This is a genomic window from Shewanella sp. ISS20, from assembly GCF_056522965.1.
This window is the reverse complement of sequence record NZ_JAWRZK010000001.1, coordinates 2,417,217-2,438,347: the sequence shown is the minus strand read 5'-3', so window position 1 is coordinate 2,438,347 and position 21,131 is coordinate 2,417,217. Positions and strand designations below refer to the sequence as shown.

Here is a 21,131-nt window from a genome sequence, read left to right as displayed (position 1 = left end):
AGTTAACTGTGCTAAGTGATGAATCAAAGGCCAGTGGGCCTAATGCAACTGATAGTCAACATGGGCTAGATGAAGCAATTATCATGGGATTATGCGCGCGCTTCATGATGATTATTAGCTAGAATAATGGCTTAAATGCCTTGGAGATAACCTAATGTTGGAATCAATCAATCATATAGTGGCTGAGCTTAGCCCGTGGCTGCATCAGTATGGTTATCTGGTGTTAGCGCTGGCGGTGGCGGTTGAAGGCTTTGGTATTCCAGCGCCGGGTCAGTCTTTGTTAATCGTGGCGGCTATTTTGGCGGCGGGCGGTCAAATGTCATTGCCATTAGTTATCTTAGTGGCGGCAGTGAGCGCCTTTTGCGGTAACTGTATTGGCTATTATTTAGGGGGTAGATTTGGCAAGGTGCTGCTAGATAAAGGCTGGATAAAGCCCTCCACAGAGCACAAGCTTCATAGTTTTATTGGTCAATATGGCGGCCTTGGCCTACTGATTAGCCGCTTTGTTGAAGGCTTAAAGCAGTATTTATGTTTAGGCTGCGGCATAGCTAAGATGCCAGTGCGTCAATTTTTATTCGGTAATCTATTAGCAACTAGCGTGTGGGCGCTAGTGTTTGGTTTAGGGCCTGCGCTCATTGAGCGCGAATTAACCCCAATACTTAATTTTTATCATCAACATCAGCAGTTAAGCTGGATGATTGCATCCCTTATCGTCTTGCTATTACTTGGACTGTTATGGCGCGCTAAGAATCGCCCGCTGGCTTCTTAACTTATTAAGCGCGACTTAACTGTGCGACTTAAGTACGCGCTTATTTATCTGAGATGGAATAAATTTCGCGGCTTAGCTGTCTAATCTTTACGCTATGCGTTATGTGTTTATAAGCATTTAACCCATGCGTTTACGTTAGCCCTAGTCATCTCGACCGCTATTATGCGGAGGCGCGCCATGAAAATTGAAGCTATGTCATTGTTTTCATCTGATATGCTGATTTTGCCTAGGGGGCGGCGTGAAATTCGAGTGGTGCAACCGCAACATCTAGTGACCATAGTTGAATGCCTTAAACTGCAGCAGCAACTGGCCATTGCCATGGAAAGTGAGTCCAACCCGCCTTGTTACCCCATAGCCACTCAGTGCCATATTATTGATTTCAATCAGTTAGCAGATAATAGCTTATCGATAGTGGTAGAAGGCATTCAGCGGGTGCGCGTGATTTCGAGTATGAAGCAAAAAGATGGCCGCTTCATGCTGCACACTTTACCTAGCCAACACTGGCAGTCTGAGCCGTTAGTGGGGGAATATCATATTGTGAGCTTGGCCTTACAGGAATTTTTTAAGGTGCATCCCGATCTATTCGATCTTTATGGTGATACCCATTTGCAAGATGCCAGTTGGGTGAGTGAGCGTTGGCTGGAATTATTGCCCATGTATAACAGTGATAAACATCAGTTACTGAGCCAACCCGATTGCCATAAGACGATGAATTTTGTCTTATCTTTGATTCAGCATGAGTTTTGATTGGAATGACTTAAGTGAGCGCTGGCTTAAGATCGCTTGAATGAATTTTGATTTTTTGGATTTTTGGGGTTTAGCGGTATGATCGCGCCACTGATTTTTTGCCGTGAATGATTATGACCTCTGCCCGCGCTGCCCAAGCCTCTTATCTGGTATTACCGCAACACCCTGATCCAAGCGTGACTGTGCTGGCTTACTTGTGTGAGCGTTTCCCCCATATAGAGGACGCTATTTGGCGCGATCGCATGAGCCAAGGCTTAGTCACTTGGCAAGATGGCAGCTTAATCGATCCCACAAGCCAATATAGATCGTGCGCGCGGGTGTATTATTTCCGTGAAGTCGTGGCTGAAACTAAGATCCCCTTTAAGGTAGAGATCTTGTATCAAGATGCTGAGATAGTCATTGCCTATAAGCCGCACTTTTTACCTGTGACTCCAAGTGGAAATTATGTCAACGAATGCCTAGTGCATCGCTTACGAATAGCCACAGGCATTGATACCTTAGTGCCAGCCCATCGCCTCGATCGCGAAACCGCCGGCATAGTGTTACTGAGCGCCAACCCTGACACGCGCCATCAATATCATGACTTGTTTAAGTCAAAAACCATTAATAAACAGTATCATGCCATAGCTAAGTTAACCCAGGAATTGATTGAGCAATATCAGGCCGGGCAATTACGCTTGCCTGTGGCGTGGACCATTGAAAATCGGCTCAAACCTGCCGATCCCAGCTTCTTAATGCAAGTGGTCGCGGGGGACGCCAATACTCATTCTGAGATCCGCTTAGTGGCGGTGAAAGGAAACCTTGGCCTGTTTGAATTAAGCCCTATCACCGGTAAAACCCATCAGTTACGAGTGCATATGCTAAGCCTTGGCATGCCGCTATTAAACGATCGTTTTTATCCTGAGTTGCAACCTAAAGGCCCAGATGATTTTGAGCGGCCATTACAGTTATTGGCGCGTGAGTTAAGTTTTTGCGATCCTATTACTCATATAGATCATCACTGGCAAGTGCCAGGGCTTGAACTTGAGCGCTGGCTTAGCTAGTGGGCACAGCAGCACTCTAAGGGATTCATCTAGCTGCCTTGGGGCAGCTCTTACTTGGCGGCATTAGCAGGCTTATTTGAACGCGCCATGGGCGAGTAAAACTCGCTAACACTGAGATCGCTATGCACCACTTGAATCGAGATTGGTGCGCCCTTGTCATCAAAATAAACTCGGCCAAAGCCACTTTTATTGACTAAACGTCGCTGCTTACTGTGGTTCGGCCTTAGGCTTCGAATCACCATGCGTTTACGCCGCGTGAGCCAATTAAGCGGCGAGGCGTAACCAAATAGCCAGCGATTAAACTTATCAAACCAAGGTAGCAATTTTTCTGGGAATTGATTTTTAAAACCACTGGCGGTGATTTGATGTATGTGCGGGCCGTGTTGGCGAAAGCGAATATGGATATCGTAGGCAAAAGAGTAGTGAACATCGCCAGATAAAATCACAAACTCTTCAGGCGTGCGTCTATGGCGAAAAATACTCAGTAGCGTATTGGCAGTGCCAGGATGCGCCATCCAGTTTTCAGCGTCCACTAATAAGGAGCCGCCAATGGCTGTGACTGTTTTTTGGATAACCTCAATTAGTTTCACACCAAACATGGGGGCGGGTGACACTAAGATCACTTGCCTTTGATCTAAAATACTCATCTGCAACTGACTTAAGGCTTCCCAGTCCATTAAGCCTGAGGGCTTAGCTAAGTTAGACTCTCTATGCCAGCGCTGGGTGCGGGTATCAAGTACCACGACTTTTGGCTGAGTGTTGAGCTCATAACCCCAAGCGTTATAGGCTAATAACTGATGGATGATGTTATCTTGCTCAGCCCCAAGCATGGGCGGCAGCGCCTCATAATCGACATTATTTAGCCAAGTGCTCACGCATTTAAGCTCGCGACTAAAGCGCTCTGGGCAATTACCTAAGCATTGAAATAGGCTGTAGCCAATCAAGGCATTGCCAATAATTCGCCTTGAAAAATCATGACCATAGGCCGCTTGCTCCCACTTAGCCGTGAGATTCCAATCATCGGTAATGTCATGATCATCAAAAATCATATACACGGGGACATGGGCTAATAAGCGCCTGACCTGAGTAAGGCCCGCCTTAAATACTAACAGTTGCTGCCATTGCTGTTGCCAGCGGCTTTGATTGGCTGGTGATAAATCGGGTAATTGATGCGGGATATCAAGGAGTTTCCAAAGCTCTGGCGACCATGTCAGCAGATATAAGGCGATGACTTCCGCAAGGCTTACCAGATGATTTTCGGCCATGGACGAGGTGAAAATGGGATGATTGCGATACCAGCGGCTAACACTTGTGATCCCAGCATAATTGGTCGTAGGTAAGAGATTTTTATGGCGGCCATAAAGCGCGCTAGCATCATAACTAAAGGCTTGGCTGTTTGCGATCGCAGCGCTAGTAAAGCTTTCTTGTGGCAAGCCCAGCATCTCAATGACTTTGGCGATCGCAACTAACATGGGACCTGCAATATCATCGACATACACTTGATCGCCGCTCATGATCAAGATATCAGGGCGCTGTGATGGCAAAGCTTGCGCGCCTTGCGCCAAGGTTTCATCGGCGGCCACTAAGGCATCACTACTGTGATGATGAGGCTGACGGCAAGATCCATGGATCACTTGCTCTAAGCGTGGCCGTAAATACAGGGACGGTGAGCTGCTGCGATCGTAAGTCAGATTGTCTATGCCAGCAAAAAGATCGCCATGCAAGCTATCACGCAACTGATATTCAATAGCGCGATCCAAAGCTAGTAGCTGATCGCTGCGCCAATGGAGCAAATATTGCCAAGCGTGCCTGCCTAAGCGCGTGGCCTCAATGTGGCTGCTATCTAGTAAATAGGGCGCATTATCAAGGCTCAAAGTTAATTGCGCTAACGGCTTAGAAGTGACTAGCCATAAACTTATATGGCTGCGATCGCTATGCCTAAGCATGGGACCTGCGAGCACTAATGGCAGCGGCGAAGAGGACAAAGGCTTATCCAGCTTATTATCTGAAGATAGGCTTAGGGTAAACAACGGCGCTGCGTTTGCAAAGTGCTAAGACTGATTATAAAGATTAACTCATTAAAAAAATTTTCCAATAAATTCGCCTTGCTGTTCAATTATTTGATTAATATCTTAGCGGTTTTTTAGCTAAAACTGCCGCTAAAAATAGCTGGATATTACTCTGCCTAAGATTTACTGAGCTAGAGTAAATACAAGGCAGATCTTGATATTTTCAGCATGATTCTTGATGTGCTACAAGCTAATAAATCAGGGAGATAATGATGAAAACTAACCAAGGATGGCTGCTATTTACCACGGCATGTCTTAGTGGCATAAGCGCTAGCGCTTTTGCTGGGCAAGCCAATATAGATGCAAGAGCACTAGCTATGGGCGGCGTTGGCGTGGCTAGTAGTCAGCAGGCGGCATCTGTGTTTTATAATCCTGCCTTACTCGCCAAACCTAGCAGTCGCAAAAATGATATCGATCTTTTACTGCCGTCAGTCATGGCAACTTTTTCTGATCGCGATGATCTGCAAAGCGGCTTTGATCAAGTGCAACAAAGTTATGATGGCCTTAATCAAGCCATAGATAATGCCGATGAGGCGCAGATTGATGCCTATCGGCAGCAATTAATTACCAATCTCGAGCAATTAGCCGGTGACAGTGGCTATGTTAATGCGGCTATTGGCGCCGCAGTGGCTATGCCGTCATGGCGCATTCCTGCCGCTGTATTTTATCAAACCTATGTGGAAGGCATGGCGATCGCCGATGTCACTCAAAGGGATCTTGATGTGTTAGCCGCGCTTGATCCCAGTAATCCGCCCGATACGCGCTCATTAACTTCAAGTGGCACAGCAGTGGCTGGGGCTGTGTCTGAGCTTGGGGTGGCGCTCAGTTATCCCTTATCTATCGTCAATATGCCTGTGACTGTGGGGATAAGCCCCAAAATTCAGCGCTTAGATAGTTTTAACTATGTGGCGAGCGCTAATAATTTTGATAATGATGATATTAGCGATGATAAATACCGCAGTAATGCCACCCATTTTAATTTGGATGTGGGCATGACCATAATGCCTCTGCACAATCTCACTTTAGGACTGAGCGCGCGGGATCTTATTAGCCACAGCTTAGACAGTTTAGCTATTGATGGTCAGAGTTTTAGCTTTAATGTTGAGCCAAAATATACCTTAGGTGTGGCTTGGGATTGGCAGCGATTGATGCTGAGCTCAGACATTGATTTAAATAAAGATAAGCCATTTGAGGCTATGACTGCGAGCCAATATTGGCGCATGGGCGGCGAGCTTAAAGCGACTGACTGGTTATCCTTGCGCTTAGGTTATCGCTATGACATAGAAGCTACCCATGATGATATTTACACCATAGGTTCAGGAGTCAGCATTGGTGATGTTTTTTCGATAGATTTAGCCGGTATGATTGGCTCTGGCGATAGTCTGGGCGCTGCGCTGCAAACCCGTTACCAGTTTTGAGTGATTAACTGTTTGAAACATTAACAAGGGGCCTAGGCCCCTTGTTATTGCCATGAGACCTGGATTACTCCATGTCTTCCCATGCGATTCCCATCTCATCCATAATACGCTTGGCATCTGCCGGAATGCTGTCAGGCTTGTCTTTTGACAGGTCTTCATCATTCGGTAATGGCTGGCCAGTGTAGGCATGCAGAAATGCTTCACACAGTAACTCACTGTTAGTTGCGTGACGCAGGTTGCTAACTTGTCTGCGAGTACGCTCATCAGTCAAGACTTTCAGCACCTTCAAAGGAATAGACACAGTGATCTTTTTCACTTGTTCATTCTTTTTGCCATGTTCAGCATAAGGGCTGATGTAGTCGCCATTCCATTCGGTCATTGATTCACCTGTGATATCAAGAATTCGGGGCAGATTTTAACCCCTTACAATCTCTAGTCAAATTATTGCGGTGTTTTCGGGATCAATGCAAATAGATTTCTTGATGTTTGGATGTCTATCCCGCTAAACGGCTATTGACCTTGATTATTTAATAAGCTAGCTTAGACGTCTAGACATCTATTATGGCATTAAGCGGAGTTGATTATGGCCAACAGATATACAGCAACTGCAGCCGTGCGCCAAGGCATTGAAAGTGATACTCAGCATGGGGCGGTAGTGCCACCATTATACCTGTCGACCAATTACAGTTTTAGTGATCATTTAAGTCCACGCGCCTTTGATTACAGCCGCTCTGGTAATCCTACCCGCTGTTTGTTGGCCGAAGCACTCGCTGAACTTGAGCATGGCGTCGGCGCAGTAGTAACTGCCACTGGCATGGCTGCCATCACCCTAGTCACAAGTTTACTGACTCCTGAGCAGCTGCTGATTATTCCCCATGATTGTTATGGCGGCAGTTATCGCTTGTTTACTCATTTGGCTGCCAAAGGGCATTTTCAACTTAAAGTCATAGATCAAACCGATGCCGCAGCAATTGATGCCGCCTTAACATTACAGCCTGCTATGGTTTGGCTTGAAACCCCATCCAATCCTTTGCTGCGCATTGTCGATATTGCTGCTATTGCCCACAAGCTTAAAGAGACTGACAGCTTATTAGTGGTCGATAACACTTTTCTGTCGCCAGTCTTGCAGCAACCCTTGTTACTTGGCGCTGATATAGTTGTGCATTCCACCACTAAATACATTAATGGTCATAGCGATGTCGTTGGCGGCGCCGTGATTGCAAAAGATGCTGCTATCGCTGATAAGCTTAACTGGTGGTCCAATACGCTAGGCTTAACCGGCGGCGCGTTTGATAGCTATTTAACCTTAAGAGGGCTGCGTACCTTAAGTGTGCGTATGCGCCAACATCAAGAAAACTGCCAAGCTGTGGTGGCCTTATTGCAGCAAAGTACGGCGGTGAGCCAGATTCATTTTCCAGGACTTAGCTCTCATCCCGCCCACAGCATTGCCGTGCGCCAGCAACAAGGCTTTGGCGCTATGGTGAGTTTTGAGCTTAAAGGCGGCCAAGCGCAATTGACCCGTTTTCTCAGTGAGCTTAAGTTTTTCTCGCTGGCCGAAAGTTTAGGTGGGGTGGAAAGTTTAGTGGCCATTCCTGCCACTATGACCCACAGAGCTATGGATCCAGAGGCGCGGCGTTTAGCGGGTATTAGTGATAATTTGATCCGTTTATCAATAGGCATTGAAGATCCACGGGATCTAGTGGCTGATTTGTCCCACGCATTAGCCGTGGCCAGTGGTTTAGAGGAGTAAGGTATGGTGCGTCGTCATTTGCATAAATTTGGTGGTTCAAGCTTGGCGGATGCCGATTGTTATCGCCGGGTGGCTCATATACTGCTAACCCATGGTCAGAGTAACGATCTGGTGGTGGTGTCTGCTGCGGGCAAGACCACCAACAAGCTATATCATTTATTAGCTTTGCGTCAGCAAGGCGCTATTTGGCAAGAAGCCTTAGCGGAATTAATTCAGTATCAACAGCATATGGTGGAGCAGTTACTCACCAATGATAGCGCCCGTGATTTGCGTGAGCGCCTTGGCGCCGATAAAGCTGAGATAGTGACTTTATTGCAGCTCGATGCCATGACCCATTATCAAACCAGTTATCTAGTGAGCTTTGGTGAGCGCTGGTCGGCGCGGCTCATGGCGGCGTTACTGCGCGGCTCAGGGGTTGAAGCTTGTCACGTGTATGCGCCGAGTATTTTAGTCGCTGATGAAGGCATAGTGCCTAAGATCCGTATGGATCAATCGCGGAAACTAGTGCAGCGTTTATTGGATGAATCTGGCGATCAACGTTTAGTGATCACAGGTTTTATATGCAGTAACCCTCAAGGCGAAACCTTGTTATTGGGTCGTAATGGATCGGATTTTAGCGCTACTTTGATCGCCGCGTTAGCGGGCATCAATCGAGTGACTATTTGGACTGACGTCGAAGGCGTGTTTAATGCCGATCCTAATAAGATCAGCGATGCGCAGCTGCTCGATTCCATGACCTTAGCTGAAGCCGATCGCTTGGCGCGACTAGGATCGCCCGTATTGCATGAACGTACTTTGCAGCCTTTGTTTGATACCGAGGTGAGTTTAGCTGTGCGCTCAAGCTATGCATCCCACACTAAATTTACGTTGATTTCTCCTGTGACTCATAGCGCCAGCGCGCCAGTGGTTACTAGCCTGCAACGCGTAAGCTTACTACGCTGCCAAGTAGCAGGCGATGGCAAGGAGTTATTAGCGGCGCTTACTCAGCAAGGCGTGCCCTTGTTAGCCCATTGGCTGCATACCAATGAGCAAGAGGCTTGTGAGCTTAGCTTGGCCTGCACCTTAGATAATGGCCAGCAAACCTTGCTCTTATTGCAGCAGCTGAGCGATGCCTTTGGCCTTAGCGCCATTAGTCGCTGTGATGACTACGGCTTAGTTGCCTTAGTTAGCGCGGATGCCAATGTCTATCGCCGCGGTTTCGCGCGCTTACTTAATCGCCGCGCCTTTGCTTTATACCAAGATGAATTGAGCTTAGTAACCTTAGTGCCAGCCGCGCAGGTGACAACTCTAACTCAAAAGGTGCATAGACGCTGCGCTGGACCACGTAAGCGTATTGGTGTGATTTTACTTGGCGCTGGCAATATAGGTTCGGCTTGGTTGCAGTTATTTGCTAAGGCGCGGGCAAATTTAAGCAATGAATTACAAATCAGCCTTGAGCTATTAGGGGTAGTGAGTTCTACCAAGGCCTATATAGATGCGAAAGGCATAGATGCTAGCGTTGGCATTGAGCGTTTAGTCGAGCAAGGGCAAGAGTGGCAATTTACTGATTTATTTGAGCAATTAACCGCTTTGCCTTGTGATGAGCTGATTGCCTTAGATATTAGCGCCAGCGCCAGTTTAACTTTGCACTATCCGGCATTTTTGGCCCATGGCATTCATATGGTGAGTGCCAATAAACTCGCAGGCTCCAGTCCATTACCCTTTTATCGCCAGTTAAAGCAGCAGCTTAATGTCAGGCGCTTATTTTGGCGCTATAACGCCAGCTGCGGCGCCGGTTTACCCGTGCAACATTCGTTAAATGATTTACATAATTCAGGCGATAAAGTCGAAGCCATAGGTGGGATCTTTTCTGGCACCTTATGTTGGTTGTTTGAGAAATTTGATGGCAGCCAAGATTTTTCACAGTTAGTGCTTGAGGCTAAAGAGTTAGGGATCACTGAGCCTGATCCCCGCGATGATCTTTCTGGGCGGGATATGCAGCGCAAATTATTGATCTTAGCCCGCGAGATAGGCTTGCCCCTTGAGCTTGACGATATTGAGTTAACCTCATTAGTGCCAGATCATTTGCAGCATGTGTCATTAACTGAATTTATTGATCAGTTAAGCGATCTTAATGGCCCCATGGCCACAGCCCTTGCTCATGCGGCGGCGCAAGGGCAAGTGATCCGTTATGTGGCAAGTCTTGATCTACAGGGCGGCAAGTGTCGCGCTAAGGTGGGATTAGAGTCAGTTGCAAGAATGCACCCTTACGCCAACTTAACCCCTGGGGATAATGTGTTTGTGATCCGATCGGCTTGCTATCACAGTAATCCTTTGATCATTCGTGGCCCAGGTGCTGGCCGTGAAGTAACGGCCTCTGCGGTGCAATCGGATCTGGCGCAAATTTGCCACGATCTATTACACGAATAAGACAATAATAAGTTGTGAGTGGCCTTTGATCTTTAGCAACTAAGTTAACTTACTACTTCGCCATTAATAAAAGCCAATGCCCGTTAGGTATTGGCTTTTTTGTTTCTAGATAGCGACAGTGAGTTGTATATTTGGCTGCACCTTTAGATCATACCTAAGCTATAAGTAATTGAAGGGATTCGTTGAAAATACCAAAGAGTGCTTAAAAATCATCAATAATTACTAAATGCCAGTTAATGACGGAAGGATCGCGGCGATGAATAAGGCATGGATCTTAGTGGCAGATATAGGCGGCACTAATGGCCGGTTTGCATTAGTAGCGGCTGACGTTAATAGCAATTTATATGAACCTATGTTGGTGGCTAGTGGAGGGCATTTAGAGAATAAGCCCATGTGCCAACAAGCCCTGACTTTAGCCAGTAAAGGCGCGCGTAGCGTATTGGCATTAGTGCAGCAATATTTGGCATTGATACCTACAGATTTTAAGATAATTGGCGCGAGCCTTGCCTTAGCAGGCCCTGTGATTAATCAGCAAGTGCATCTTATTAACTTAGGTTGGAGCACTTGTGCTACTCAATTAAGCGCGGTGCTTAATATGCATGTGCTGCTGCTTAATGATTTTGTAGCTTACGCCAACAGTGTCCCCGCCTTAGATCCCAAACAGTTATTAACTCTTAGAGCAGGAGAAGCTGTCACTAGCGCCCCGATTTTAGTGCTCGGCCCAGGCACAGGTTTTGGCGCTGCGGTTTTGCATCCTATGAAGCAGCACTTTGTCCCCGTTGGCTGTGAAGCGGGCCATATTTGCCTTGCTGCCACCAATGCTGAGCAAGATGCCTTACTGCTACATGCCCGCCGCCAAGTCAGTGTGGTTAATGTGGAATATTTTTTATCAGGCCCAGGTTTAGTGCGCTTATGTCAAGCAATGGCAGAGCTTATGCTTAGAGAGGCTCAATCTGGAGAGACACCAATCAACGCAATTCCTACAAGCTTACTCGATTCCCCTGCGGCCATTACCGAAGCCGCTTTGGCGGGGAACTCAGTACTCGCAATTCGCACTCTTAGATGTTTTTGTTATTGGCTCGGGCAAGTGGTGAGTGATTTAGTGCTGGCTCATGGCGCCTTAGGTGGCGTGGTACTTTGCGGCGGCATTTTGCCAAAAATAGTGCCCTTGATTAAGCAAGATGAGTTTATAAATGGGGTTATGGCAAAAGATGATGTGCGCCATTATTTGCAGCCTGTTCCCATTCAGTTAGCGCTCAATAGCGATACCGCCCTTATCGGCGCCGCCTTATGGTGGCAGCAACATCAGCTTGAATAAGGCAAATTGCCAATCACAACTTGGCACAGCAAAGCACGTCACAGCGTAGCCTTACTCATGGGGTAAGGTTACAAAACTTAACTGTATGTTGCCATTTAATGGCTTTATTGTGGGTGAATGAAAAATTTACGCTTGACTTAGCTCAAATGCGCTCTAGTATATGGGCGTATAGACGTCTAAACGTCCATCAGCTTAAGGGAATATATTATGGCTTTTCATCATGCGCACTACGCTCAATCTTTGAATCAGAATCTGGCTGAGCTTAAAGACGATATTAATGTTTCATTTGAATTTTTCCCGCCTGCGACCCAAGAGATGGAGCAATTGCTGTGGCAATCGATTGGACGCCTAGCGCCACTTAAGCCTAAGTTTGTGTCTGTGACTTATGGCGCAAATTCTGGGGTGCGGGATCGCACTCACTCTGTGATTGAACGCATTCAGCGTGAAACAGATTTAATCGCAGCGCCCCATCTCACCTTAGTGGATGCCAGTGATGTTGAATTGCGCCAATTAGCGCAAAACTACTGGCAGCAGGGCATTAAGCATATAGTGGCGCTGCGTGGTGATTTACCCGCAGGTAGCCCCAAGCCCACACGCTTTGCCAATGATTTAGTGAGCTTATTAAAGTCTGTGGCGGATTTTGATATTTCAGTTGCGGCTTACCCAGAAGTTCATCCCGATGCTAGTAGCGCCCAGGCGGATTTAATTCACCTTAAACGCAAGATTGATGCGGGCGCCAATCGCGCTATCACCCAGTTTTTCTTCAATGTGGAATCGTATTTGCGCTTTCGCGATCGCTGCACGGCAGCTGGCATAGATGTGGAAATTATTCCAGGGATCTTACCTGTCACTAACTTTACTCAGCTGAAGCGCTTTGCTGGCATGACTAACGTAGCCTTGCCAACTTGGCTGCATAAGCAGTTTGATGGTTTAGAGGATGATGCTCACACTCGGCAATTAGTGGGCGCCAATGTGGCGATTGATATGGTAAAAGTCTTGTGCCAAGAAGGGGTTAAAGATTTTCATTTTTATACCCTTAATCGCGCTGAGCTTAGTTATGCCATTTGCCACACCTTAGGCGTTAGGCCGCAGGCTCATGCCTTGGCCTAATTGAGACAAGTCTAGTGAGGGCTACCTATGGTCATAGTTGCTAAGGGTTAGTTAGGTAAATCATAATTCATCACTAGTTAATTGTAAAAAACTCAATATTTACAATTAGATAGTTTATATTTTTGGACGCGTGCCCATATTGCTCCTGTCAGGCCTGAGTTTATTCTGGTGTTGGAATCTCGCCTTAGCTAAACTCTATCTTCACATACAATTTACATCAGGCAGCACCATGAATGATATGAATCAGTTAATTGCTGGGGCGTCCAAAGCCAGTAAAAAGTGGGGCATAATTACCCTTATTTTTGGTCTTATTGCCTTGGCATTACCTATGGTGATGGGCTTAGCGGTCACTTTATTATTTGGTGTGGTACTGCTTATCGTTGGCTTCGTGCAAAGTTTGGCCGCTTGGCCTGGTGAAGGCCGCGGTTTTAGTGCCCGCTTAGTGTTTGCCATCATTACAGGTATTGCCGGTTTAGTGGTGCTATTTATGCCAAGCCTAGGGCTTGCCACCTTAACCTTATTCTTAGGCATTTATTTTGTGCTAGATGGCATGGCAAGCCTAACCAGCGCCCTGCAAATGCGCCCACGTCATGGCTGGGGATATATAGCCATGGGCGGCGTATCTTCATTAATCATGGCCGGCATTATCATGTGGCAATGGCCAGTATCGACTGAATTTGTGATTGGTATCTTGATTGGGGTTAAGCTGATTATTTTAGGGCTAGTGTTGATTTCAGTAAGCCGCAGTGCCGAGCGTTTAGCCACGCGCCAAGCGCAAGCTGCTGAAAAAACCATTAATCCTGATATTGATCGTTAACTGCTAGTCATGATCCTAGTCACGACTTTTACTATGATGGCGGCCATGGGCATAAGCCTAAGACTTGCGCTTATCATCATTTTTCAACACCCTAACCAGCGCCCGCTGTTTAGGGGGACTTTCCGTCATACCACTAAATTATTAAGCCTTCGAAGTCTGTAGGCCAGCGCTGCTGGCCGTTTCCCCGTTACCCTAAAACATTGTACCGAGTCGTCTACACTTGGTGTGTATAATCCCTGTTGAATCGTCATAGTTAACCAACTATTTGTGCTAAGGAGCACTGCTTTGTCTCATCCTGATAATAAACTCGGCATATTTTCGTTAACTGCCTTGGTCGTGGGATCCATTATTGGTGCTGGGGTGTTTGCCTTACCGCAAAATATGGCCGCAGTCGCGAGCCCTCTGGCTGTGATGATAGGTTGGATCATTTCCGGTGGCGGCATGATTTTTCTGGCCTTAACTTTTCAGCAGTTATGTATCCATAAACCCGAAATTTCTACTGGGGTTTTTGGTTACGCTAAATCTGGGTTTGGTGAGTTAATCGGTTTCTTTTCTTCGTGGGGATATTGGATTAGCGCTGTTGTTGCCAATGTGTCATTTTTAGTAATTATTTTCAGTACCTTAGGCTTGTTCTTTGATACGCCGCAGCACGTTATTTTTGGTAATGGCACCACGGCGGTATCTATTGCCTGCGCGTCGGTTTTTGTCTGGGGCATGTATTTCTTATTGCTGCGGGGAGTGCAAACCGCTGCCTTGATTAACCTCTTAACCACAGTGGCTAAGCTTATCCCCATTTTTATCTTTATTGTGGCTGTGGTCACGGCATTTAAGTGGGAGACTTTTACCCTTAATTTTTCCCATGTGGCCGGTAATCCCAGTGAGTCGTTAATATCGCAAGTGAAAGAAACCATGCTGATTACCGTGTGGGTCTTTATCGGTATTGAAGGCGCAGTGATTTTATCCACGCGGGCGCGGGTGCGCAAAGACGTTGGCCGCGCCACCGTGATGGGGTTATTGTTGACCTTAGTGATTTATGTGCTGGTGAGCTTAATGTCTATGGGGGTTATTTCCACCAAGGAACTGGCGCAAATGCCTAATCCTTCGGCGGCTAAAGTACTTGAATCTATTATGGGGCCCGCAGGCTTATACATAGTGGGTATTGGATTGATTATATCTGTGTGCGGCGCCTATTTAAGCTGGACCATGTTAGCCATTGAAACGCCTTATACAGCGTCCAAAGATAAGATGTTTCCCGCTATTTTTAGTAAGACCAATAAGGTTGGCACTCCGATATTTACCTTATTAATTACAAGCTTAGTCATTCAAGGTATTTTGCTGGCGGTTAACTTACTGGGCGGTGGTTACAATACCTTGTTAAACATCTCATCTGAGATGATCTTGGTGCCTTATTTATTAGTGGCAGCTTATGCCGTTAAGCAAGGGCGACAAGATAAAATTTATAGCATGGCCATCTTTGGCGCTGTGGCTATGCTCTATGGTTTTTGGTTGCTGTATGCTTCTGGGCTACATCACTTATTGCTGGCAACTCTGTTGTATTTCCCCGGGTTAATATTCTTTAGCATAGCTAAGCGTCAGCAAAGACAAGTGTGGTTTGTTGGTGGTAATCGTATGATTGTATTAATTTTAGCGTTACTTGCGTATTTCGCTGCTTGGGTATTATTTAAGTTATAAACTGAGATCGCACCGAACTTAATGTACAAATTTAGCGTATAAACTGACTGTATATGCGGTATAAATAAGTATCAATTTAAGGACAGTGATTTAAGTAATGGTGGCAGTAAATACAGCAAGCACAGTGAATATAGAACTCAGTGACATTAGCGCCGTTATTTTCGATCTTGATGGCACCTTGGCTCATTCAAATCCGGATTTTAGCGGCTTGCGGCGTGAGTTGGGAATTGCTAGTGGCACGGATATCTTGGCGCATCTATCAAGCTTAAGGGCTACTGAGTTAGCGGCGGCAACGGCGCTAGTGCACAGATACGAGTTACAAAGCTCAATGGCGGCTACTTGGATTGATGGCGCGGCAGAGCTGATTGCCTATTGGCAGCAGCAAGGTATACCTCTGGCGATTTTAACCCGTAATATCGCGCCAGCGGCTGAGCTGACCTTAAGCCGTTTAGGCCTGAATTTACCATTATTAACTCGCGATGATGTTAAAGCTAAGCCTGATCCTGAAGGGGTGCAGGTTTTTTGTGAGCAGTGGCAACTGCCAGCTGAACAAGTCCTGTTTATTGGTGATTATCTCTTTGATATCCAAACGGCGCGTAACGCAGGTTGCGTGGCGGCCTTGTATTGCCCCGAAGGTGTGCCTGATTATGCGCATCAAGCCGATTGGGTCTTTCGTTGTTATCACGAGTTACTCTCTGAGCTTAAGGAGCGCTCTTAATAAACTCATTAATAGCTAACATAAGTGACTCAAGTGACTCAGCTAACTCAAGCAGCTCAAGTGATACATAGCTTGAGTCTCGTAAACATTAGTCTCGTAAACATTTAGGCGCAGTAAATCGCAGCCAACAAAAAAGCCCCAGAAGGGGCTTTTTTATTAGTTAGCCAAAGGCTAGCTTAATTAGTCACGTGGACGGCGTGGACGACGCTCACGTTGACCTTCAGCGCTACGAGCGCCTTCTGGACGAGCACCCTCAGGACGCGCGCCTTCTGGGCGACGACGACGAGCTGGGCGGCTGTCAGCAGGGATAACTTCATCACCTACTTCACGAATGTTTAATGGCTTACCACATACGCGTACTTTTTTCAGGTGCAGCATCACATCTTTTGGCATGCCTTGTGGCAAGTCAACAGTGGTCATTTGATCCAGTAACTGGATGTGGCCAATGAAGCGGCTTTCGATGTTAGCTTCGTTAGCGATAGCGCCAACGATGTTACCTACACCAACACCATGGTCACGACCCACATCTATGATGTAACGACACATCTTCAGATCTGGATTGTCTTTCAACGGATCAGCAGCACCTAAACGCTCTGGGCTTGGACGTGGACGACGCTCACGACCACCATCTCGGCTTTCGCGACTACCATCACGGCCGCCTTGACCATCACGACGCTCATCACGAGTGTCACGCTGACGTTCTTGCATCACAGGCAACTGCAGTGGACGCTCTTGCTGTACTTGGAACAACAGAGCAGTAGCCAGTGCATCGCTATCGACTTCCAGTTGTTGACACAACTGAGCCACAGCATCACGCATAAAGTCTAATGACTCATTGTTGATCACGTTAGACAGTTGCTCACCTAAACGAGACAGGCGACGCTCAGCCACAGTTTCTGGGCTAGGAACTTTCATTGGTGAAATACGGCTGTTAGTGGCGCGCTCGATAGTGCGCAGCATGCGCATTTCACGGCTAGTCACAAACAAGATTGCCATACCAGTACGACCAGCACGGCCAGTACGGCCAATACGGTGTACATAAGCTTCTGTATCGTAAGGAATATCGTAGTTAACTACGTGACCAATACGCTCAACGTCCAGACCACGGGCAGCAACGTCGGTCGCGATCAGAATGTCTAACTTGCCATTCTTCAGCTGTTCAACAGCGCGTTCACGAGCTTGCTGGTTCATATCACCGTGCAGCGGAGAAGCTGCATAACCACGGGCTTCTAACTTTTCAGCCAGTTCCATACATGAGTTACGGGTACGAACGAAGATGATGATACCTTCAGTGTTTTCCACTTCCAGTACGCGTACCAGAGCTTCCAGTTTGTTGTGTTGTGACACTTGAACAAAACGCTGTTCGATTGACTCAACAGTGGTGTGGCTCGCAGCAATACTGATATGAGCAGGATTGTTTAAGTGCTTACCAGCAACACGCTTGATTTGCTCAGGCATAGTGGCAGAGAACAGAGCTAACTGTCTGGTCTTTGGCGTGTGCTCAAGGATCCATTCGATATCATCGATGAAGCCCATTTTCAGCATTTCATCAGCTTCATCTAACACTAAGGCGTGCAGTGAATCTAATTTCAGAGTGCCACGGCGCATGTGATCCATCACACGACCTGGAGTACCAACGATAACTTGTGGGCCACGCTTCAGAGCGTTAAGCTGCTGTTGCATGCTCTGACCGCCATAAATAGGCAGTACATGGAAGTTTTTCATATATTTGGCATAGCTGCTGAATGCTTCAGCAACCTGCACCGCTAATTCACGAGTAGGCGCTAACACTAAAATTTGTGGAGCGCTCAGATTAGCGTCGATGGCGCTCAGTAATGGCAGAGCGAAAGCGCCTGTCTTACCTGTACCTGTTTGTGCTTGACCAATAATGTCTTGGCCTTGCATCAAAGGAACAATACTTGCGTCTTGAATTGGAGTTGGTTTTTCATAACCTAACTCGTCAAGCGCGCGCAGAACTGGCTCGGAAAGACCGAGTTCACGAAATGTTTTTTCACTGGATGACATGGGTTGTAGCCTTGTGGATGCGCGATTGCGCTTAGATAACTTCACAGACAGAAAATCAACCCCGTGTCGATTTCCCGCGCCGAAAACGAAATAGTATAGCAGCGGTTTTGCGATTTGACTATGCCTTATGCAATATAACTGCCAAAAGTGCCAACCTTAGCGTTTAAGTGGATAATAGTTAGGCACTTTTGGATTGAAGTCCTTATTTCTGCAGCATAGGTCGCAAGAATCGAGCCGTATGTGACTCTGGATGGGCGGCGACTTGTTCCGGGGTGCCAGCCACTAAAATGGTACCACCACCGGCGCCGCCTTCAGGTCCCATATCGATAATCCAGTCAGCGGTTTTAATCACATCGAGGTTATGCTCAATCACTACTATGGTATTACCTTGTGATTTTAGACGATGCAATACATCGAGCAACAACTGAATATCAGCAAAGTGTAACCCTGTGGTCGGCTCATCTAAAATGTATAAGGTTTTACCGGTATCGCGCTTAGATAGCTCTTTAGCCAGTTTTACCCGCTGCGCTTCACCGCCCGATAACGTCGTGGCACTTTGACCTAAGCGAATATACGACAAGCCCACATCCATTAAGGTTTGCAACTTACGGGCTATGGCAGGCACAGCATCAAAGAATACGCGGGCTTCTTCGACGGTCATTTGCAGCACTTCGTGAATATTCTTGTTCTTGTAACGCACTTCTAAGGTTTCGCGGTTATAACGCTTACCCTTACAGGTGTCGCAAGGCACGTATACGTCGGGTAAAAAGTGCATTTCAACCTTAATCAAACCATCGCCTTGGCACGCTTCGCAGCGCCCGCCCTTAACGTTAAACGAGAAACGCCCTGGTTGATAACCGCGGCTGCGGGATTCTTGGGTGCCAGAAAACAGCTCACGAATAGGAGTGAAAATGCCGGTATAAGTGGCGGGGTTGGAGCGCGGCGTGCGGCCAATGGGGCTTTGATCGATATCGACAACTTTATCGCACAGTTCCATGCCAACAATTTTGTCATAGGGCGCGGGCTCATCGACGGTAGCGCCATTGAGCATGCGATGGGCAATCTTAAAGAAGGTATCGTTAATCAGGGTGGATTTACCTGAGCCAGAGACACCCGTCACGCAGGTTAGTAAACCAATCGGAATAGTTAAATCAACACTCTTGAGGTTATTGCCAGTGGCGCCATAAAGCTCAATCACTTGCTTAGGATCCATGGGCGTGCGCGCGACACTGACTTCAATTTGCTTGCGACCACTAATGTACTGGCCTGTCACAGATTGTTCGCAGTTTATAATGTCCTCAAGCGAGCCATCACAAATGACTTCACCGCCATGCACGCCAGCGCCTGGGCCAATATCGATAATATGATCGGCCATGCGGATAGCATCTTCATCATGCTCAACCACTATCACGGTATTGCCAAGATCGCGTAAGTGCTTAAGTGTGCCTAATAAGCGCTCGTTATCGCGTTGATGTAAACCAATGGATGGCTCATCAAGTACATACATTACGCCCACAAGCCCAGCGCCAATTTGACTGGCTAAGCGAATACGCTGCGCTTCACCGCCTGATAAGGTTTCGGCCGAGCGCGATAAGCTTAAATAATTCAGGCCGACATTGACTAAGAAGCCCAAGCGATCGCGTACTTCTTTTAAAATCTTTTCAGCGATTTGCGCCTTTTGACCGCTAAATTGCAGCTGCTCAAAATAATTCATGGTTTCGCCAATCGACCAGAAGGTTAAGGTTGGCAAATTAATATCGTTGATAAATACATGGCGCGCTTCTTCTTTGAGGCGCGAGCCGCCGCAACTTGGACACGGCTGAGTGGCTATGTATTTAGATAACTCATCGCGCACTGAGTTAGATTCAGTTTCTTTATAGCGGCGCTGCATATTATTAATGATGCCTTCAAACGGGTGATTACGAACCACCACATCGCCTTTATCATTAATGTATTTAAACGAAATACTGTCTTTGCCCGAGCCAAATAACACGATTTTTTTAACTTTGTCGCTGAGCTCAGAAAATGGCACTTCAACATTAAAACCGTAATGCTCGGCTAACGAGGTCAGCATTTGGAAATAATAGAAGTTACGACGATCCCAGCCACGAATGGCTCCGCCCGCTAAAGATAAGTCGGTATTAGTGATAACCCGCTGCGGATCAAAGAAGGTTTGAACGCCGAGGCCATCACAGGTCTGGCACGCGCCGGCCGGATTGTTAAACGAGAAAATGCGCGGCTCTAATTCAGCAATCGAGTAACCGCATTGGCTACAGGCAAAGTTGGCGGAAAACACGAGTTCTTCACCATCACCTTCCATGGGGGCGATAGTGGCTATGCCGCCCGATAAAGCTAAGGTAGTTTCAAAGGATTCTGCTAAGCGCTGCTGCATGTCATCGCGCACTTTAAAGCGGTCAACCACCACTTCTATGGTGTGTTTAATGTGTAAATCTAAGGTTGGTGGGTCAGATAAATCACACACTTCGCCATCAATACGGGCGCGAATATAGCCTTGAGCCGCCAAGCTTTCGAGTAGTTTAACGTGCTCGCCTTTGCGGGCTTTAATGACAGGCGCGAGCAGCATTAATTTGCTGCCTTCTGGCATCTCCAGCACTTTATCGACCATTTGGCTGACAGTTTGCGCGGCTAATGGCTCGCCGTGGGTTGGGCAGCGCGGTTCACCGACGCGGGCAAACAGTAGGCGCAGGTAATCGTAAATCTCTGTAATGGTGCCAACTGTTGAGCGCGGATTATGTGAGGTTGATTTCTGCTCGATAGAAATCGCAGGGCTTAAGCCTTCAATATGATCAACGTCCGGCTTTTCCATCAAGCTCAAGAACTGGCGCGCATAGGCCGATAATGACTCAACATAACGGCGCTGCCCTTCAGCATACAAGGTATCAAAGGCCAGAGATGATTTGCCGGAACCAGATAAGCCTGTGATCACAATCAGCTTATCTCGAGGAATGGTTAGATTTATGTTCTTCAGGTTATGGGTGCGGGCACCACGTATTTCAATCGTGTCCATCGTTCGCTGCAGCTCCTGTAGAGTCAAAAAAAGTGTATTAGTATTGCACAGTTTAGCCGAGGAGTTGCTAGCAAAAACGCGAGTAAATTTGCATCGCCTTAATCGCCCCTCTAGATAAGCGTTCACTCATGGGCGTGGTACATCAACTTGATATCTTGTGAGTTAAGCCTATTTGGGCTGCTTGGGGATCATTTGTGGCTATGCTACTATCCGCCAAC

15 protein-coding genes are annotated in these 21,131 nt (G+C 47.0%); 11 read left to right on the top strand and 4 right to left on the bottom strand.

Annotation, left to right across the window (positions count from 1 at the left end):
* The first annotated feature begins 154 nt into the window (after window positions 1–154).
* From AC1HDP_RS11110 to AC1HDP_RS11100, 3 genes are all read left to right on the top strand, one after another.
* Window positions 155–769, top strand: a complete 615-nt coding sequence (locus tag AC1HDP_RS11110; protein ID WP_479638821.1) for a DedA family protein — start codon at window positions 155–157, stop codon at window positions 767–769.
* 177 nt (window positions 770–946) lie between these two features.
* Window positions 947–1,516, top strand: a complete 570-nt coding sequence (locus tag AC1HDP_RS11105; protein WP_140933776.1) for an LON peptidase substrate-binding domain-containing protein — start codon at window positions 947–949, stop codon at window positions 1,514–1,516.
* A gap of 110 nt (window positions 1,517–1,626) precedes the next feature.
* Window positions 1,627–2,559 carry a pseudouridine synthase gene (locus AC1HDP_RS11100; protein ID WP_479639876.1) on the top strand — a complete coding sequence of 311 codons (933 nt, stop codon included), beginning with the start codon at window positions 1,627–1,629 and terminating at the stop codon, window positions 2,557–2,559.
* 50 nt (window positions 2,560–2,609) lie between these two features.
* Here the strand turns inward: AC1HDP_RS11100 and AC1HDP_RS11095 are convergent, their stop codons facing one another.
* Complete coding sequence (locus AC1HDP_RS11095; RefSeq protein ID WP_479639875.1) at window positions 2,610–4,505, bottom strand: alkaline phosphatase family protein; 1,896 nt, start codon at window positions 4,503–4,505, stop codon at window positions 2,610–2,612.
* 332 nt (window positions 4,506–4,837) lie between these two features.
* Between AC1HDP_RS11095 and AC1HDP_RS11090 the strand changes: the two genes are divergently transcribed.
* Window positions 4,838–6,046, top strand: coding sequence for a conjugal transfer protein TraF (locus tag AC1HDP_RS11090; RefSeq protein WP_479638820.1), 1,209 nt, complete (start codon window positions 4,838–4,840; stop codon window positions 6,044–6,046).
* A gap of 64 nt (window positions 6,047–6,110) precedes the next feature.
* Here the strand turns inward: AC1HDP_RS11090 and metJ are convergent, their stop codons facing one another.
* A complete protein-coding gene (gene metJ, locus AC1HDP_RS11085) occupies window positions 6,111–6,425 on the bottom strand; it encodes a met regulon transcriptional regulator MetJ (RefSeq protein WP_479638819.1) in 315 nt (104 codons plus the stop codon).
* A gap of 204 nt (window positions 6,426–6,629) precedes the next feature.
* Here metJ and metB point away from each other — a divergent pair, with 204 nt between their 5' ends.
* From metB to AC1HDP_RS11050, 7 genes are all read left to right on the top strand, one after another.
* Entirely contained in the window at window positions 6,630–7,796 is a 1,167-nt protein-coding gene (gene metB, locus AC1HDP_RS11080) for a cystathionine gamma-synthase (RefSeq protein WP_479638818.1), read from the top strand.
* Window positions 7,797–7,799: 3 nt separating this feature from the next.
* Entirely contained in the window at window positions 7,800–10,205 is a 2,406-nt protein-coding gene (locus AC1HDP_RS11075; RefSeq protein ID WP_479638817.1) for a bifunctional aspartate kinase/homoserine dehydrogenase II, read from the top strand.
* Between the two features lie 256 nt (window positions 10,206–10,461).
* Window positions 10,462–11,523 carry a glucokinase gene (locus AC1HDP_RS11070; RefSeq protein WP_479638816.1) on the top strand — a complete coding sequence of 354 codons (1,062 nt, stop codon included), beginning with the start codon at window positions 10,462–10,464 and terminating at the stop codon, window positions 11,521–11,523.
* Window positions 11,524–11,730: 207 nt separating this feature from the next.
* On the top strand, window positions 11,731–12,633 hold the full coding sequence (metF, locus tag AC1HDP_RS11065) for a methylenetetrahydrofolate reductase (RefSeq protein WP_479638815.1): 903 nt from the start codon (window positions 11,731–11,733) through the stop codon (window positions 12,631–12,633).
* 229 nt (window positions 12,634–12,862) lie between these two features.
* Window positions 12,863–13,450, top strand: coding sequence for an HdeD family acid-resistance protein (locus AC1HDP_RS11060; protein WP_479638814.1), 588 nt, complete (start codon window positions 12,863–12,865; stop codon window positions 13,448–13,450).
* 285 nt (window positions 13,451–13,735) lie between these two features.
* On the top strand, window positions 13,736–15,142 hold the full coding sequence (locus AC1HDP_RS11055) for a basic amino acid/polyamine antiporter (protein WP_479638813.1): 1,407 nt from the start codon (window positions 13,736–13,738) through the stop codon (window positions 15,140–15,142).
* A 97-nt stretch (window positions 15,143–15,239) separates the two neighbouring features.
* Window positions 15,240–15,860 (top strand): HAD family hydrolase, encoded by a 621-nt coding sequence (locus AC1HDP_RS11050; protein ID WP_479638812.1) that lies wholly within the window; start codon window positions 15,240–15,242, stop codon window positions 15,858–15,860.
* A 180-nt stretch (window positions 15,861–16,040) separates the two neighbouring features.
* Here the strand turns inward: AC1HDP_RS11050 and AC1HDP_RS11045 are convergent, their stop codons facing one another.
* Together AC1HDP_RS11045 and uvrA are read right to left on the bottom strand one after the other, a co-directional pair.
* Window positions 16,041–17,885 carry a DEAD/DEAH box helicase gene (locus AC1HDP_RS11045; protein ID WP_140933766.1) on the bottom strand — a complete coding sequence of 615 codons (1,845 nt, stop codon included), beginning with the start codon at window positions 17,883–17,885 and terminating at the stop codon, window positions 16,041–16,043.
* Window positions 17,886–18,087: 202 nt separating this feature from the next.
* Window positions 18,088–20,913, bottom strand: a complete 2,826-nt coding sequence (gene uvrA / locus AC1HDP_RS11040) for an excinuclease ABC subunit UvrA (protein WP_479638811.1) — start codon at window positions 20,911–20,913, stop codon at window positions 18,088–18,090.
* Window positions 20,914–21,131: the final 218 nt, after the last annotated feature.